Source organism: Acinetobacter sp. A1 (genome assembly GCF_012371315.1).
Lineage (GTDB): Bacteria > Pseudomonadota > Gammaproteobacteria > Pseudomonadales > Moraxellaceae > Acinetobacter.
Genome location: NZ_JAAZQY010000003.1, coordinates 125306 through 141231 on the forward strand (window position 1 = coordinate 125306; position 15926 = coordinate 141231).

Annotated in this window: 18 protein-coding genes; 13 read left to right on the forward strand and 5 right to left on the reverse strand. The window is 39.6% G+C overall.

From position 1 onward, the window contains the following. Positions 1-6: 6 nt before the first annotated feature. From recR to trpB, 7 genes are all read left to right on the forward strand, one after another. Positions 7-603 carry a recombination mediator RecR gene (gene recR, locus HHA41_RS02175; RefSeq protein WP_019837914.1) on the forward strand — a complete coding sequence of 199 codons (597 nt, stop codon included), beginning with the start codon at positions 7-9 and terminating at the stop codon, positions 601-603. 224 nt (positions 604-827) lie between these two features. Next, a complete protein-coding gene (locus tag HHA41_RS02180) occupies positions 828-1970 on the forward strand; it encodes an HRDC domain-containing protein (protein WP_168460335.1) in 1143 nt (380 codons plus the stop codon). A 152-nt stretch (positions 1971-2122) separates the two neighbouring features. Beyond that, positions 2123-2419, forward strand: coding sequence for a YcgL domain-containing protein (locus HHA41_RS02185; RefSeq protein ID WP_168419061.1), 297 nt, complete (start codon positions 2123-2125; stop codon positions 2417-2419). Between the two features lie 21 nt (positions 2420-2440). Beyond that, on the forward strand, positions 2441-2824 hold the full coding sequence (locus HHA41_RS02190) for a hypothetical protein (RefSeq protein ID WP_168460337.1): 384 nt from the start codon (positions 2441-2443) through the stop codon (positions 2822-2824). A gap of 22 nt (positions 2825-2846) precedes the next feature. Further along, positions 2847-3698 carry a MoxR family ATPase gene (locus tag HHA41_RS02195; RefSeq protein ID WP_168419063.1) on the forward strand — a complete coding sequence of 284 codons (852 nt, stop codon included), beginning with the start codon at positions 2847-2849 and terminating at the stop codon, positions 3696-3698. A gap of 13 nt (positions 3699-3711) precedes the next feature. Then, positions 3712-4899: a VWA domain-containing protein gene (locus HHA41_RS02200; protein ID WP_168419064.1), complete on the forward strand. Its 1188-nt coding sequence runs from the start codon at positions 3712-3714 to the stop codon at positions 4897-4899. Positions 4900-5004: 105 nt separating this feature from the next. After that, positions 5005-6213 (forward strand): tryptophan synthase subunit beta, encoded by a 1209-nt coding sequence (gene trpB, locus HHA41_RS02205; RefSeq protein ID WP_168419065.1) that lies wholly within the window; start codon positions 5005-5007, stop codon positions 6211-6213. A gap of 78 nt (positions 6214-6291) precedes the next feature. Here trpB and HHA41_RS02210 read toward each other — a convergent pair whose 3' ends face one another. The 3 genes from HHA41_RS02210 to HHA41_RS02220 all read right to left on the reverse strand — a co-directional run bounded on the left by HHA41_RS02210 (position 6292) and on the right by HHA41_RS02220 (position 7601). Further along, complete coding sequence (locus HHA41_RS02210; RefSeq protein WP_168419066.1) at positions 6292-6726, reverse strand: CBS domain-containing protein; 435 nt, start codon at positions 6724-6726, stop codon at positions 6292-6294. Positions 6727-6844: 118 nt separating this feature from the next. After that, on the reverse strand, positions 6845-7219 hold the full coding sequence (locus HHA41_RS02215; RefSeq protein WP_168419067.1) for a DUF2750 domain-containing protein: 375 nt from the start codon (positions 7217-7219) through the stop codon (positions 6845-6847). 148 nt (positions 7220-7367) lie between these two features. Then, complete coding sequence (locus HHA41_RS02220) at positions 7368-7601, reverse strand: hypothetical protein (RefSeq protein ID WP_168419068.1); 234 nt, start codon at positions 7599-7601, stop codon at positions 7368-7370. A 218-nt stretch (positions 7602-7819) separates the two neighbouring features. Here HHA41_RS02220 and HHA41_RS02225 point away from each other — a divergent pair, with 218 nt between their 5' ends. Next, positions 7820-8179, forward strand: a complete 360-nt coding sequence (locus tag HHA41_RS02225) for a hypothetical protein (protein ID WP_168460338.1) — start codon at positions 7820-7822, stop codon at positions 8177-8179. A 121-nt stretch (positions 8180-8300) separates the two neighbouring features. Continuing rightward, complete coding sequence (locus tag HHA41_RS02230) at positions 8301-8618, forward strand: hypothetical protein (protein ID WP_168419070.1); 318 nt, start codon at positions 8301-8303, stop codon at positions 8616-8618. Between the two features lie 62 nt (positions 8619-8680). Here the strand turns inward: HHA41_RS02230 and HHA41_RS02235 are convergent, their stop codons facing one another. Together HHA41_RS02235 and HHA41_RS02240 are read right to left on the reverse strand one after the other, a co-directional pair. Continuing rightward, on the reverse strand, positions 8681-10216 hold the full coding sequence (locus HHA41_RS02235; RefSeq protein WP_252726707.1) for a pitrilysin family protein: 1536 nt from the start codon (positions 10214-10216) through the stop codon (positions 8681-8683). Between the two features lie 12 nt (positions 10217-10228). Next, positions 10229-11539 (reverse strand): pitrilysin family protein, encoded by a 1311-nt coding sequence (locus tag HHA41_RS02240; protein WP_252726708.1) that lies wholly within the window; start codon positions 11537-11539, stop codon positions 10229-10231. 227 nt (positions 11540-11766) lie between these two features. Between HHA41_RS02240 and ftsY the strand changes: the two genes are divergently transcribed. From ftsY to HHA41_RS02260, 4 genes are all read left to right on the forward strand, one after another. Continuing rightward, on the forward strand, positions 11767-12873 hold the full coding sequence (gene ftsY, locus HHA41_RS02245) for a signal recognition particle-docking protein FtsY (RefSeq protein WP_168460341.1): 1107 nt from the start codon (positions 11767-11769) through the stop codon (positions 12871-12873). A gap of 211 nt (positions 12874-13084) precedes the next feature. Continuing rightward, the gene (locus HHA41_RS02250; RefSeq protein ID WP_168460343.1) at positions 13085-13771 is read left to right on the forward strand and encodes a nitroreductase family protein; all 687 of its coding nucleotides are present in this window, start codon (positions 13085-13087) and stop codon (positions 13769-13771) included. 260 nt (positions 13772-14031) lie between these two features. Then, positions 14032-14625 (forward strand): nitroreductase family protein, encoded by a 594-nt coding sequence (locus HHA41_RS02255; RefSeq protein ID WP_168460344.1) that lies wholly within the window; start codon positions 14032-14034, stop codon positions 14623-14625. A 213-nt stretch (positions 14626-14838) separates the two neighbouring features. Continuing rightward, on the forward strand, positions 14839-15501 hold the full coding sequence (locus HHA41_RS02260) for a DUF2057 domain-containing protein (RefSeq protein ID WP_168460345.1): 663 nt from the start codon (positions 14839-14841) through the stop codon (positions 15499-15501). Positions 15502-15926: the final 425 nt, after the last annotated feature.

Genomic DNA, 15926 nt, shown 5'->3' on the forward strand with positions numbered 1-15926 from the left:
CGGCGTATGTTTAGTGATCGTTTTGATCAACTGGTACAAGCGCTGCGCATTTTGCCAAGTGTTGGGCCTAAATCGGCTCAACGCATGGCATTGCACCTGATTATGAAAAATAGAGAAGGTGCAGTCGGTTTGGCTCATGCTTTGAATGAAGCCACCAGCTATATTCACGAATGTTCGATTTGCCATTCATTAACTGAAGATGAAGTTTGCAATATTTGTGCCTCACATGATCGGGATGCACATTTGCTGTGTGTCGTGGAATCTCCGGCCGATGTGATGGCCATTGAGCAAAGCGGTAGTTTTCGTGGCAAATACCATGTCTTGGGTGGGCATTTATCGCCTTTAGATGGTATTGGCCCAGATGAAATTGGCATTCCGTACTTGGTACAGCGTTTGAGTGATGGCAATATTACCGAAGTGATTTTAGCCACCAATGCAACTGTGGAAGGTCAGGCAACGGCGCACTATTTGGTCGAAGCCACAAAGCATTTACCTGTGCAGATGACGCGGATTGCACAAGGCGTACCGCAAGGTGGCGAGCTTGAATATGTCGATAGTCATACTCTAAGTCAAGCCGTGCATAATCGGATGCGAATGAAATAAGCATCTTGGTGCTTATTTCATGTGAATGATCATTTAAAGTGTTTGCTTGAATTAATATAGAATAAAAACTCAAATTAAGATAAAAAAACGATAAAAAAAACTAGAAAATATCTGCATTGACTTAAAAATAAGATAAAAAAGTAAAATACCGATTATATTTTTATAGCTAAACGCTATTTAATGTTTAAAATGAAACTCTAGAGAGTGCAGTCTATCTGGTCGCTATGTTCCAATTTATTCACCAACAAAAAGACTTTGAAAATGTCTTGGCATTAATGAGTCAAAACAGCATCTATGGTTTAGATACCGAGTTTATTAAGGTCGATACGCTTTGGCCTAAATTGGGTGTATTCCAAATTAATGTCAATAATCAGGTTTATTTACTAGATGGCACCTCGCTCAATTTGACCGCTTTTTGGGAAAAACTGTTTCAGGCGCAGCAAAATATTTTTCATGCCTGCGGTGAAGATATTGATTTAATTTATCATTATGCACAGCAAAAAAACTTAGATAATGTTTTTGATACACAGGTTGGCATGTCGTTTTTAGGACATGGCTTGCAAGTCAGCTATCAAAACGCTTTAAAAACTATGCTGAATGTTGATATTGATAAAGGGCAGACGCGTTCAGACTGGCTGGCACGTCCCTTATCCGATGAGCAATTGAATTATGCGGCCAATGATGTGCTGTATTTAATGCAGTTGGCAGACAAAGTACAAAGTGATTTAAAACAGCAGCATTTACTCGATTTTGTGCAGGAAGATTGCCGTAATTTAACTCAGGAAATTGGCGAAGAAACCCCAATAGAGCTGCTGTATCAAGACATTGGTAATTACCGTCATTCACGTCGTCAGCTTATGCAATTACAGCAATTGGCTGTTTGGCGTGAACAAATGGTCAAGGCACTGAATCAGCCACGTAGTTTTATTTTGCGTAATTCTAGTATGTTGGATTTAGTTGAAAAAAATCCACGTAATTCATTCCAACTGAGTGGAATTAAAGATTTACGTCCGCATATTGTGCGTGAGCATGGCAAAACCATTTTGGATTTAATCAAATACCTGCCTGATCAATCTCAATGGCCGCTGCGTTTGGCACGGCCAATCCGCCATTCCTCTAAAGATGTCAGTGACAATATGGAGCGGGTGATTCAGTCTGCGGTTCAGGAAACTCAAATTCCCAAAGAAGTGTTGTTGCGTAAAAAGTGGCTGAATGCTTTGTATCAGCATGTGGTATTTCATAACGATGAACAAGACTTGCCAAATTACTTGTTGGGTTGGCGTTATGAATTGCTGACTAAGCCATTAATTGACGTGTTGCATGCCGACGAGCGCTATTTGTCTGGTCAAATGAAAGTGGCTGAATAAAGACTTTCTGAATTAAACCCTAGTTAATGGTGGTGAATCTGTCATTAACTATGGCCATCCATACAAACTTAGACCAATGCGTTAATAATGGTTAATGTATCTCGGTTTTTTTTGTTGTATCCTTTGCCTGAGTTTTTAGAGTTTTGTTGTTTATGCACTGTTCAATTTATAAATCGAGCAAAAAAGATGAGATGTATTTGTACATCGCCCGTCCAGAGCAAACTGAAGAGTTTAATCCACTAGATGCCTTACCCGAAGCAATGCGCAGCGCATTTGGTCGTGCGACTTTTGTGATGGATTTACAATTGTCTGAAAGCCGTAAATTGGCACGTGTGAATGTTTTACACGTTATGGATTCAATTCAAACTCGTGGTTTCTTTATTCAAGTACCGCCAGAAGGTTTAATTAATCCAAATGCCGTAGAACCAGAAGGTTTACGCGGTGCATAACCTTTGTTCAGGAGTTGAGAAATGAATAGTGTTATGACTGCGTTGGCATCAATTCCTGAAACTGCAATTGCGATTGCTGTTTACTTGCTTGGCAGCGCCATAATTTTGTGGTGCTGGTATGCAATTGCCAAGCGTTTGCCAAATCCATTGGGTGGCATAACTTGGATTATGCTGTTTGCGATTTTACTAACGCCAACTGTATCTGAAGGTAGTAACGCGGCTCTTGCTCCTGCCATTTTTGGACTTCTTTTTGGTGTATTGACCAAAGAAATGCCATTGGTTTGGGCAAATTTATCTGCCATTTTATTTGTGATCGGTCTTGGCTTATTGATCGGTTATTTTTGGTCTAAATACCGTTTAAAACAAAGCACCTATACTGCCAAGAAAAAGACCTCACCATTGTAACTAAAAAAATTAAGGTAAAATCATGTCTGTTGATACACAACAATTCTCTGGTACAGATCAGTACATTGCGACTGATAGCTTAAAACTTGCGGTAAAAGCCGCACGTGCGCTGCAAAAACCTCTGCTGGTTAAAGGAGAGCCGGGTACAGGTAAAACCTTATTGGCTGAGCAGGTGGCTCAAAGTCTGGGTTTGAAACTGATTACGTGGCACATTAAATCGACCACCAAAGCGCAACAAGGTTTATATGAATATGATGCGGTGTCACGTTTACGTGATAGCCAGTTAGGCGATGACCGCGTCTATGATATTAAAAACTACATTAAGCCTGGAAAGTTGTGGGAAGCATTTACCAGCGAAGAACGCTGTGTGTTGTTGATTGATGAAATTGACAAGGCAGATATTGAGTTTCCAAACGACTTGTTGCATGAACTTGATAAAATGTCATTTTACGTTTATGAAACGGGCGAAACCATTACTGCAACACAACGTCCGATTGTAATCATCACCTCAAATAATGAAAAAGAACTCCCAGACGCTTTTTTACGTCGTTGTTTCTTCCATTATATTGATTTCCCAGATGAAGCTACGATGCGCGATATTATCGATGTGCATTTTCCAAATATTTCAGGCACTTTGGTATCCGAAGCTTTGCAAGTATTCTTTAAACTACGCCAAGTTCCGGGTCTTAAGAAGCCACCATCGACCTCTGAATTGATTGACTGGCTCAGCTTGCTTATGGCAGATGATATGCCAGAAGACATTTTGCGTAATAGCGATAAAAGCAAGGCCATTCCTCCTTTATATGGTGCGCTCATTAAAAACGAACAAGATGTGCAATTGCTTGAGCGTTTAGCCTTTATGTCACGCCGTTAAGGAGTACATCGCCATGTTCGTGCGCTTGTTTTACACCTTGCGTCGTTACGGTGTGCCTGTGAGCACACGTGAATTGATTGACTTAAATCAAGCAGTGGCTTCAGGTTTGGTGTTTGCAGATCAGGACGAGTTCTATCAATTAGTCAAAACGGTCATGGTCAAAGATGAGCGATTCTTTGACAAATTTGACCGTGCCATGAAAGATTATTTTGATGGTATTTCAACATTTGATCTAGATGATTTGCTGAACCAAGTTCATCAATTACCCAAAGACTGGTTTGATTTAGAGTTGCTTGAAAAGCATCTTACGCCAGAGCAGCGTGAAGAACTGAAAAAAGCAGGATCATTAGAAGAACTGATGAAAATGCTAGAAGAGCGCTTGCGTGAACAGCATAAAAAGCATCAGGGTGGCAACCGTATGATTGGTACGGGCGGCACATCACCTTTTGGGGCTTATGGTGATCATCCTGAAGGTGTACGTATTGGTGGGCCAGGACGTAAGCGCTCTGCAGTTAAAGTTTGGGAACAGCGTCAATACCGTAATTTGGATGATGAACAGATTTTAGGTACACGGCAAATGCAACTGGCTTTGCGCCGTTTACGCAAGTTTGCCCGTCAAGGTGCAGCGGAAGAGCTAGATATAGATGGCACCATCCGTGAAACTGCAAAGCAGGGCATTTTAGATGTGCAATTGGTACCCGAACGCCGCAATCGTGTCAAAGTATTGATGCTGTTTGATGTAGGCGGCTCTATGGATGCTCACATTGCCCAATGTGAAAAACTGTTTAGCGCAGCTAAAACTGAATTTAAAACCCTCGAATATTTTTATTTCCATAACTGCTTATATGACTATGTTTGGAAAGACAATTTGCGTCGTAGCAGTACCCGTATGAACACGTGGGATTTATTGAATACCTATGGACGCGACTATCGGGTAATTGTGGTGGGTGATGCCAGTATGGCACCTTACGAGTTAAATTCGATTGGTGGTTCGGTGGAGTATATGAATGATGAAGCAGGGCAAGTTTGGTTACAGCGTCTGCGTCAGCATTTTGAAAAAACCGCATGGCTCAACCCAGAGCAGGAAGGTTATTGGCAATACACCCATACTATTGGTTTAATTAAACAAATTTTTGAACATCATATGTATCCAATGACTTTAAAAGGCATTGAAGATATGACTAAATATTTGGCGCGTTAAGCGTCATTTTCGTCAATATCACTCAACTATTGAGTGATTGTTAGGCGAAGACTAAGTAAGTACAGACACGATAGGCAACGTGAATTTCAATCTGAGGGGATCGATATGGATCATCAAATCAATGGCATCGCATTACCGAATGAAGAAGGTTTTTTCGGGCAATATGGCGGGCAGTTTATTCCACCGCATTTAAAAGAAGCCATGGATGAAATTAACGTTGCTTATGAGGAAATTCGTAAAACGGTAGAATTTCAGAATGAATTAAAAGATTTGTTTACTCACTATGTTGGTCGTCCAAGTCCTTTATTCTATGCCAAGCGTTTATCTGAACAGTTAGGTGGTGCGCAAATTTATTTAAAGCGTGAAGATTTAAACCATACTGGCGCACATAAAATTAACCATTGTTTGGGCGAGGCATTACTGGCCAAATATATGGGTAAAACCAAAGTCATTGCCGAAACAGGTGCAGGGCAGCACGGAGTAGCCTTGGCGACGGCATGTGCGTTGGTGGGTATTCCGTGTGAAATTCACATGGGACAGGTCGATATTGAAAAAGAACACCCGAATGTGGTGAAAATGAAAATTCTAGGTGCCAACCTGATTTCAGTAACCCGCGGCACAGCCACTTTAAAAGATGCAGTGGACAGCGCTTTTGAAGAATATTTAAAAGACCCAAAAAACTTTATTTATGCGATTGGTTCTGTGGTTGGGCCACACCCATTTCCAAAAATGGTGCGTGATTTCCAATCTATTATTGGTGATGAAATTAAACTACAAAGCCAAGAGCGTTTTGGTGTAAACCCAGATTATATCGTCGCGTGTGTGGGTGGTGGTTCAAACGCAGTGGGTGCATTTACTGCTTTCTTAAATGATGCAGAAGTGAAACTTGTGGGTGTTGAACCTGCAGGGCATGGTTTAGATACAGATCAACACTCTGCAACTCTAACTTTGGGTAAACCAGGCCAGCTTCACGGTATGGCGTGTTATGTACTTGAAGATGAACATGGTGAGCCATTGCCAGTGCACTCTATTGCCTCTGGTTTGGACTATCCGGGTGTAGGGCCACAACATAGCTTCTTAAAAGACATTGGCCGTGTGGAATATTCAACAGCGACAGACCAAGAATGTCTTGATGCCTTTATGACCTTGTCACGAGTAGAAGGTATTGTACCTGCATTAGAAAGTTCACATGCGGTGGCATGGGCATTACGTGAAGCACCTAAAATGGCGAAAGATGTGAAAATTGTAGTGAATCTTTCAGGTCGTGGCGACAAAGACTCTGACTATGTGGCAGAGAAACTTGGTCTAAACTAATTACTTGGCCTATTAAAAACGCCTAAACTTTTAAAGTTTAGGCGTTTTTGTTTGGGTAATTTTTTAGAAGGCTAACGCTTAGCTCGCAATATATTGTTGTAGTTGGTCAATCAGTTTACGTTGATCATCCATAGTGGCTTTTACCAAGTCACCAATTGAAACTAGCCCCACTAATTGTTCATTTTCCAAAACAGGTAAGTGACGTAAGTGGTGATCAGTAATCAGGCTTAGACATTCTTCAACACTGGTGTTTTTGGTTACAGTCAAAACTTTTGCCGTCATAATTTCGCTCACCGTCGTGCCTTTAGAGGTTCGCTCCATCAAAATGACTTTACGGGTGTAATCACGTTCAGACAATATGCCAACCACATGCTGGTTTTGATCGGTCACTACCAAAGCACCAATACCTTTATCTGCCATGAGGCTAATTGCTTCTAAAACGGTTGCTTCTGGGTGGATTGTGTAAATTTCGTGATGTGCTTTATCTTGTAAAACGTGAGTTACCTTGGTCATATTATGTGTCCTGTTTTTTGTTTATTGTTTGACTTTTAAAGTAACGTGAATTGTAAAAATTGCAAATACTTTAGAGTCACAATCGTTGATTTTTACGTCAATTCTATCCTGTTTAGATTTAAGCAATATTTAAAATGGGCTGATTAAAAAAGAAATGTTTCATTTGCGATGTGGTCAATTTTATCTTTTGACTCGATGAACCATACAGCGTAGGGGTAACATTTAAACGGGTGAGCGTAGGCAATAAAAAGGTTTCAAAATCCTGTGCAGAAATTTTGCGTGGGCTGTATTGTGGCCAGTGTTTTGCTGCATATTTATTGGCTTGAACCGCATTTAACCAAAAAGGGAAAATATAATCATCGTGATCTGAACTCATTGCCCAGCCTTGATGATACAGCCCCCAAAGTACACCACAATACATCATTGATTTTAATAGTGTAATTTTAAGAAAAAAGTCCTTGGGTAAGGGCTGAAGTTGGCTAATCTGATTCATAATCAAGTAGTGTTGTAAAATTTGGCTATATTGTAAAAAGAATTGATGAATATACCGTTTAAGCTTTGCGTAAAATCGTAAACAAATATGTATGAAATATAAATTGAAAAAATAGGGTCAAAAAAAACGCCACCTAAGTGACGTTTTATTATGCTTGCATGGTGGCCATGTTTTGCCAATACTGCGCTTTAAGTGAATCACGTTCTACACGGAAGCCTTGATAATACAGTTCTGCCAAGAACATTGCTGCTTTACCATGTCCTGCGCGTGCAGCCTCTTCCAGTTGTTTAACAGCGTCTTGGAAGTTCATTTGTGAATGAATGGTGTTTACCGCATTTGCATAAACATGCTCTAAGTCATGATGAGAGATTGCTTGAATCATATTAAACTCCTTATTCTAATTATGATTACTTATATAAGCCTACCTTTTAGGCTTCATATCAATTTAACGCTTTAATGTTAAACTAATATTACAATTCGTTTGAATTGTCAAATAATTATCGGGTCTGTTTTTCTTATTTCAAGTTTACATGATTAAACATTGATCAGGTTTCTTTTTGATTACTATAAAGCTGTAAGCACAGAAAAAAGGAGAATAACATGATAAATACGATAGACGGGTTTGCTTTTGATGTACCTCCACTGGCAACACAAATTGTGGATTTGGCGCACCATCACCGTAAAAAATTAGATGAAGCGATTTTTCGGCGTGATGTGCATTTGGGTGAATATTGCTTGGCACAACGCAAACGTGTCGCAGATTTTGCCAAGACATTAGATCGGGAAGACCGTATCGCATTTTATCGTGCTTATGATGGTGAGCTGCTGCGCATAGCAGATGAAGATGAGTTACATCCTGCAGAGGCAGAAGCAGGACTAAGCATTTTTGCTATTTTCCTTGTACTGGCCATCATTGCTTTGGTTTTATACTTTGCTGTGATTCGCGGAACAATCGGTTAGTAAAGAGTGACGTTATTATAAATCAGGCTCAATTTTTACCGTGACGGTACAGTAAAAATTGAGCTGTTTAACTTGTGCATCGAACAAGCGCAGCCTACACTAGCGCTATTAGAGGTAGGTCATGCACAACGCAATTCAAAAAACTATTCAATTTATTTCTCAACTTAAACTCGAGCAAATTTATAACATTCTGATTGTAGTGATTATCTGCATCATCTTTGTTTTGGCGAGTTTTGCACTTTATCGCCCAGTTGGTGTGCAACAGTTTCATAATGTGCAGCGTCTTGCACAGCAATCTATATATGCCAACACTCAAGACATGGCGATGCTTTTATTGCAGCAACCACAAATTCGTTATGTGCATTATTTAAAGTTGATGCAGGCACACCAAGTTGAAAAAGACCGTGCTCAACAACTGCCTGCTTTGGCACAAGAGTAAACTCAGCAAGTCCACTCTTATGTGTTCGTATTCAAAGTTTTGCAGCTAATATTCTGAAAAGCTTAGTTCATCATGGGTTGCGTACTTGTATTTTTAGCTTGAACTGTTTTGGGCAAAAGGTTTTGTTGTAGCATTTTTTCCAATGTTGTTTTGTCTAAGTGCTCACTGACAATGATCAAGGTTAAACGGTCTGGGTGTATATGCTTTTGCAGCGCACGGTGCACATCTTCAGCACTAATATTTGCCACTTGCTGCGCATAATCACCTAAGTAATTAGCAGGTAACTGATAAAAACCAATATGCCCAAGTTGCGCATTAATATTGGCATTGCTGCTGTATTGATTCGGAAAAGCGCGGATTAAACCCGCCTTGGTTTCTTGCAGTTGTTTAGCATCTATCGGTTGTTGTACAAAATTAATCAGTGCTTGATGCGCTACTTGAATGCTTTCAAGCAACTGATCTTGACGCGTAGCATAGCCTATGCTAAATAATCCAGTCGCTTGAGTAAAACGAAACGAACTACTGACAGCATACGTTAGACCACGTTTTACCCGTAATTCTTTCATTAAAATTGAGTTGAAACCGCCACTGCCTAACATTCGATTGGCAATTTCCAAAGCTAAATAATCAGGGTCATCACGAGTGGTCGCTAGCTGTGCGATACTGACATGCGCTTGTTGTGAGCGGTATGGAATATGCTGAATGTTAAATGTGCTTGCAGCTACGGGTTCAGGCAGTGCGGTGGCGGCTTCACCTTGTGCTATATGCAAGCTGATACGATTCGCCAATTTTTCTGCTTCTTTTAAATTTAATTTGCCTGTAATGGCAATATTCATGTTCTGCGCAACTAAAAACTGATCTCTAAATTTCTGTAAATGTTGGGGTTGAATCCGTTTAATGCTGCCATTGGTTCCTGTAATCGGTTCTGCGTAGGGATGTTTTGCATAAATTGCACGATACAGACGAATATTCATTAAACGGCTTGGGTTTTCTCGTAGTTGTTTTTGCCCAATTTGAGTATTGGATACAACACGCTGAATATTTGAGGGTTCAAAGGTTGCGTGTTTTAACAGCGTGAGCATCATTTCAACGGCAGTGTGCATTTTATCTGGGTCAGACAGCGTTCTTAGACGTACCACAAACATATCCCGATATGCTGTTGCACTAAATCGAGCGCCGACGTTTTCAAAAGTGCTTGCAACCTCTTGTGCAGTATATCGTGGCGTACCTTCATCTATAAGTTGCGATGCCATATTGGCAAGCCCATACAGCCCAGATTCAACTTCGCCATCTCGTGCGGAACCCGCATTAAAGGTCAATTGAATATCTACCATTGGTAATGCAGTATTTTCTACAAATAGGCTACGTGCTTGTTTTCGAGTTCTAAAATCGTGTACCTGTGGTGCGTGGGCATTTGGTAATTCATTCACCGCATTTAAGCTGTGCAATAGATTTTGTGATTGTAAAGGTGCAACCAAACTGGTTTCTGAAAACTCATGTGGCGCAGTTGTGGCAACATCTATTTCCATCGCGAATGTGGCAAATGGCACGCTAAGTCCTAAGGTGAAAATAAAAGAATGAAATACACGATTTTTCATGAATATGACCGTTTAAGGATTAGCACTTGTGGTGCTATTTTTAGGTAGTAAATATAGCGTGCTCAGGTTGTCTTTAATCAAGTAATGCCTAGCAACCCGTTGCAAGTCTTCTGCGGTAATCGCCTGAAATTGTTGTGGTAGTGCATCCATTAATTTATGGTTTAAACCATTCACTTCTAAGTTGCCAATCATGCGAGCCTGTCCTGCAAGATCATCCTGACTATAAACCCAATTGGCAATAAACTTAGTGATCACTCGTTCAATTTCTTTTTGCTGTACAAGTTCTTGTTTGAGCAACTCAATTTCTTGCTGAATAGCTGCTTGCGCCTCATTTAACTCAATGCCTGCTGCGGGTAGCGCAGAAATACTGAATAAACTATCGCCACGTTGGTATGGCTCATAACTGACGCTGACTGAGGTCAAAACTTTACGTGCACGCACTAAGCGCTGTTCCAAACGTGAAGTAATGCCACCATCTAATAGTTGTTTAATAATGCTAAGCGCATAGGCATCTTGAGGTGTTTTGACCGTAGCTAAAGAGCCGACATTCCAAGCCATATATAAGTTAGGTACTTGTACGGAGCTATTCAGCTCCATGTAACGATAACCCAACTGCTCAAACTCTAAAACATCATTACGTGGTGGAAGAGGAGCGGCATCAATATCGCCAAAGTATTTTTGCACTTGCAACAAGGCGGCTTGGGTTTCCACATCACCCACAATTACTAAAATTGCATTATTGGGGCGATACCATTTTTTGTACCAGTCCTTTAAATCCTGCAATTGAATATTTTGCAGATTTTTCATGTGTCCAATAATTGGTTGGCGATAATGGCTAGTCGGATAAGCAATCCATTTAAAGCGTTCAAATGCCAAAGCTCGAGGATTATCATCGGTACGTTGGCGCCGTTCTTCCATTACCACTCTAATTTCCGGTTCAAAATCTTGCTGGCGTAGTAATAGGTTACTCATTCTATCCGCTTCAAGTTCTAGGGCTAAAGGAAAATAGGCTTTGGGATAGAGTTGATAATATTGGGTGTAATTTGTGAAAGTAGATGCATTGACACTACCACCATAAATACGACTTAAACGGGTGAATTCATCATTCGGGACTTTGGCTGTACCTTTAAACATCATGTGTTCTAAAACATGTGAAATGCCCAAAAGGTTGCCAGACTCATCACTACTACCAACCTTGTACCAAATTTGTGTCATTACCATCGGTGCACGGTGATCTTCACGAATAATCACTTTTAAGCCATTACTCAGCGTGGTTTCAAAGCTTGGCTGTCTGGTTTGAATAGGCGTATCTGCGTGACTCATTGAAAGTGCTGCACTGAAGAGCAAAAGACAAACAGACTTAATAGGCAATCGGAACATGGCAGCAAGTTTAGCAACAGTTGTAACCCTATCTTTCAGAAATTAAAGCGCAAAGGCAAGGCCTGCTTGCTGCAATTTTGTATGTGGCTATGTGATTGCAATGCAAAGTAAAAGCGTTTGGTTTATGATAGAATCCGATTTTTTAACGCAATGCTTTACAAGGATTCGGCATGCAACAGCAATCTAATGGGCAAAATAAATTTTTGATTGATGCTGATATCGGAGATGATGATGTCACGTTACCAAACTTACCTGCGGTAAATGTTCCGATTGTTGAAACACCACCTGTACAAGCAGAAGTTTCTGAACCTGTCGCTGCAGATGACTCTGCTATGACTGAAACGCCAGCTAAAGGTGGTTTTTTCAGTCGTATGAAAGAAGGTCTGACCAAAACCCGTAAAAACTTTGCCGATGGTATGGTCAATATTCTGATTGGCGGTAAAGAAATTGATGATGAGTTATTGGAAGAAGTTGAAGAACAGCTTCTGGTTGCAGATATTGGTGTAGATGCGACCAAAACGATTATTGCCAATTTGACTGAACGTACAGCGCGTGGCGATCTGATTTATTCACATTCTTTATATAAAGCACTACAAGAAGAATTAGTGGCTTTGCTTGCACCACGCGTAAAACCATTACATATTGATCCGAATAAAACACCGTATGTAATTTTAGTCGTGGGTGTAAATGGTGTAGGTAAAACGACAACCATTGGTAAGCTGGCAAAACGCCTACAAGGTGAAGGCAAAAAAGTTATGCTGGCGGCAGGTGATACTTTCCGTGCAGCAGCGACTGAGCAATTACAAATTTGGGGCGAACGTAACGATGTTGCTGTAGTTGCACAGGGTCACGGTGCAGACAGTGCTTCAGTTATTTTTGATGCTTTTGAGAGCGCACGAGCTAAAGGTATTGATGTACTGATTGCAGATACCGCAGGTCGTTTGCACAATAAAAGCAACTTGATGCAAGAATTGACCAAAGTAAAACGTGTGATGCAAAAAATTGATGCAACAGCACCACATGAAGTGATGTTGGTGGTTGATGCAGGCACAGGTCAAAATGCCATTAACCAAGTTGAAATGTTTGATGAAGCAGTAGGCTTGACAGGAATTACCATTACTAAGCTAGATGGTACAGCAAAAGGCGGTGTGTTATTTAACATTGCAAGTCGTACGCATGTGCCTATTCGTTTTATTGGTGTAGGTGAAAAAATTGATGACTTGCGTCCATTCTCAGCAAAATCATTTGTAGCAGCACTTTTTGAAACTGAGAAATAAGAATCTTAGAAACAAGATTTTTGAACACATAGTATAAAATGCTATGTGTTTCACATAAACTCCGCAAAATGCGGAGTTTGTTGTTTTTAGCGGGTTTAAGTGTTGTAAAAAGCAACATCTAAAAAATACGAATGTGAATAAATCCACAGGAGTCTATATAGAATAAGAAAAAATATTCGCTTGTTTTAATTGATTTTTTGGGGAAGTTAAAATGACATTGCTAAATAAAATTGGTCATGTGCTTACAGCAGATATCACCAAAGATTTTAAACTCAAGAAAAAACCAATTCAGGATGGCCATGAGCTAACTTTCATTGATCAATTAAAAAAACGCCGTAGTATTTATGCTTTAGGAAAACGTATTCATTATAGTCAAACCTATATGACTGAGTTAATTCAGGAAGCGGTGCGTAGTTGTCCATCTGCACATCATTCACAAAGTACACGTGTGGTGATCTTATTTTCTGAATCACATCAAAAATTTTGGAGCATTGTGCAGGACGTACAGCGTCAATTGGTACCCGAACAGATTTTTGCAGGTACGAAAATGAAAATTGAACAATGTGCTGCTGCTTTTGGTACGGTACTGTTTTATGAAGATCAGCAAGTGATTCGTCAGTTACAAAAGAAAGTACCCTTTAATGCAGCAGAGTTTCCAATTTGGTCTGAGCAAACTTCAGGCATGGCGCAGTTTGCGGTGTGGACGGCTTTAGCTGACTCAGGTATTGGCGCATCACTACAACACTATAACCCGAACATAGATCTTGCTGTGGCTGCTCATTTTGATATTCCTGATACTTGGTTGCTGCGTTCACAACTTGTTTTTGGCTCAATTGAAGAACAAGTGCCTGAACGTAGTCATGCACATTATCAAAATCAATTCAAAATTTATGCTTAAACTCATTTGTTTATCATATTGATTTAAATTGAAATAAATTTCTTTTATAGTGATGGTCAGTGTGTTCTATAGGAGCTTGATTTACTAAAGTAGTGCAAACTATTTTGGGGTAATCAGCAGGTATTTGGTAACTTTATAAAACTATAATCGTTCTATACATAAAACACACTGTCGTATTTTTTGTAATGTTTATGCTAAATAAACTGCTTAATATTGCTGTATCAGTGAGTTGCTACCAAAATTCTTAAGAGGAATAAAAAATGTCATTTTTAAATCAATTAGAAAAACGCCGTTCAATCTACGCTATTGGAAAAAATGTTCCTGTAGATCAAGCAACGATTGAAAACACAATCAAGCAAGCGGTTCGTTTGAGTCCATCAGCATTTAACTCACAGTCTTCACGTGTAGTGACTTTATACGGTGCATCACATACTCAGTTCTGGAATATTGTTTTAGAAACTTTACGCAAAATGGTTCCTGTAGAAGCTTTTGCAAATACCGAAGCAAAAATTAACAGCTTTGCTGCAGGTTTTGGTACAGCATTGTTCTATGAAGATCAAAATGTTGTAAAAGGCTTGCAAGAGCAGTTCCCACTTTATGCAGATAACTTCCCAGTTTGGTCAGAGCATTCAACTGGTATTGCTCAAGTTGCAGCATGGACTGCATTAGCTGAAATCAATGTGGGTGCATCATTACAGCACTACAACCCAATTATAGATGAAGAAGTGGCACAAACTTTTGAAATTCCTGTGAATTGGAAGCTACGTGGCCAATTGGTATTCGGTTCAATTGAAGCACCTGCAGGCGAAAAAACATTTATGGATGATGCAGAGCGTTTTAAAACTTTTAACTAAGCTTTAAGCCTTTTCAATCCATAAGTAAAAGTAGGGTGATCATTCATCCTACTTTTTTATTTTTAAGCATTGTCAAAAATATGAATGGAATGTAAGGGGGGGATTTAAAAGTCACATTTACATGAAAATTACAGGGATTACTTGCTGTCATAAAACTGTCATTTATACATTGCATAGTGCAATCAAACTTTCATAAATGATATCGAGTGAAAAATGACGTTAAAACTTGGTGTGGCGGGTCTAGCATTAATGGCTTGCAGTTCAGTATTTTCAGCAGTCACTATTTCTGTTCCTGAAGAAATTAAATTGCTGGCTGTGAATGATCAGGAAGTACGAGCAGGCTTATTCCGTTCTGCGCAGCAAGTGAAAGTGAATGCAGGCGAAAATACAATTAACTTGCGTTATCAGCAATATTTTGAACATCATAATGGCGCACACGATATTTTAAAATCGGGTGTGATTCAGCTTAAAACACCAGTGTTGCAAGATGGTGAGAACTATCGACTCGTTTTAGTGAATCCACCAAAAGACTTTGAAGCAGCTAAAGAATTTAAAGATCAACCGACTGTGGGCTTATATAATCAAAAAAATCAATTATTGGTTCAACAAACGGGTGCTAAAGCAAGCACAGGTTCGTGGTTAAGTGGTAGTTTGTTTGGCAAAACCGTAGATGCAACTGATCATACGCAAGCACCGGCCAATCAACCTGCGGCTGTTTATACAACTGCCGCTGTCTTAGCTACAGAAAACACACCTTCAGTTAAGACTGCACAGAAGCCACAAGGCAAAGAACAGCAACTTATACAAATTTGGCAGCAGGCCAATAAGGCTGAGCGACAAAAATTTATGTCGTGGCTTGCAGAACAGGCAAACTAATTTAAATTTACAACCAGTTCAACAGAACTGGTTGTTTTCTACTATGGGCTAAAAAGAATTTATTTGAAAAACCAATTCAAATCACATAAAAATTTAACCTAAAAGAAGAAATACATGATAAAACTATTAAATACGCCTAAAGTTTAGGCGAGTGATACTTTTTTTCAAAAAAACCTAAAAAACATATTGCGTCTATTTGAAAACTGTATAGAATACGCAGCACACCAACGCAACGTTGTTTGAGTTGGGCTGTTATTGACGAAATAACAGCAAGATCATTAAGAGATTATGAAGAACAACTTGTGTGGATTTTTACTGATTGATTAATCGAAAATATTTCATTGATTAATTGGTTTAAATTACTCGAAGTTTATTTGAGCGAAATTTAAGTCAGAAAATTGATGAGCCAGATTTGGAAGTTTAGA

Bases quoted from the DNA above. Each gene is read 5' to 3' on its own strand.
- recR (WP_019837914.1), top strand. From the start codon at position 7: ATGTTTAGTGATCGTTTTGATCAACTGGTACAAGCGCTGCGCATTTTG.
- HHA41_RS02180 (WP_168460335.1), top strand. From the start codon at position 828: ATGTTCCAATTTATTCACCAACAAAAAGACTTTGAAAATGTCTTGGCA.
- HHA41_RS02185 (WP_168419061.1), top strand. From the start codon at position 2,123: ATGCACTGTTCAATTTATAAATCGAGCAAAAAAGATGAGATGTATTTG.
- HHA41_RS02190 (WP_168460337.1), top strand. From the start codon at position 2,441: ATGAATAGTGTTATGACTGCGTTGGCATCAATTCCTGAAACTGCAATT.
- HHA41_RS02195 (WP_168419063.1), top strand. From the start codon at position 2,847: ATGTCTGTTGATACACAACAATTCTCTGGTACAGATCAGTACATTGCG.
- HHA41_RS02200 (WP_168419064.1), top strand. From the start codon at position 3,712: ATGTTCGTGCGCTTGTTTTACACCTTGCGTCGTTACGGTGTGCCTGTG.
- trpB (WP_168419065.1), top strand. From the start codon at position 5,005: ATGGATCATCAAATCAATGGCATCGCATTACCGAATGAAGAAGGTTTT.
- HHA41_RS02210 (WP_168419066.1), bottom strand. From the start codon at position 6,726: ATGACCAAGGTAACTCACGTTTTACAAGATAAAGCACATCACGAAATT.
- HHA41_RS02215 (WP_168419067.1), bottom strand. From the start codon at position 7,219: ATGAATCAGATTAGCCAACTTCAGCCCTTACCCAAGGACTTTTTTCTT.
- HHA41_RS02220 (WP_168419068.1), bottom strand. From the start codon at position 7,601: ATGATTCAAGCAATCTCTCATCATGACTTAGAGCATGTTTATGCAAAT.
- HHA41_RS02225 (WP_168460338.1), top strand. From the start codon at position 7,820: ATGATAAATACGATAGACGGGTTTGCTTTTGATGTACCTCCACTGGCA.
- HHA41_RS02230 (WP_168419070.1), top strand. From the start codon at position 8,301: ATGCACAACGCAATTCAAAAAACTATTCAATTTATTTCTCAACTTAAA.
- HHA41_RS02235 (WP_252726707.1), bottom strand. From the start codon at position 10,216: ATGAAAAATCGTGTATTTCATTCTTTTATTTTCACCTTAGGACTTAGC.
- HHA41_RS02240 (WP_252726708.1), bottom strand. From the start codon at position 11,539: ATGAGTCACGCAGATACGCCTATTCAAACCAGACAGCCAAGCTTTGAA.
- ftsY (WP_168460341.1), top strand. From the start codon at position 11,767: ATGCAACAGCAATCTAATGGGCAAAATAAATTTTTGATTGATGCTGAT.
- HHA41_RS02250 (WP_168460343.1), top strand. From the start codon at position 13,085: ATGACATTGCTAAATAAAATTGGTCATGTGCTTACAGCAGATATCACC.
- HHA41_RS02255 (WP_168460344.1), top strand. From the start codon at position 14,032: ATGTCATTTTTAAATCAATTAGAAAAACGCCGTTCAATCTACGCTATT.
- HHA41_RS02260 (WP_168460345.1), top strand. From the start codon at position 14,839: ATGACGTTAAAACTTGGTGTGGCGGGTCTAGCATTAATGGCTTGCAGT.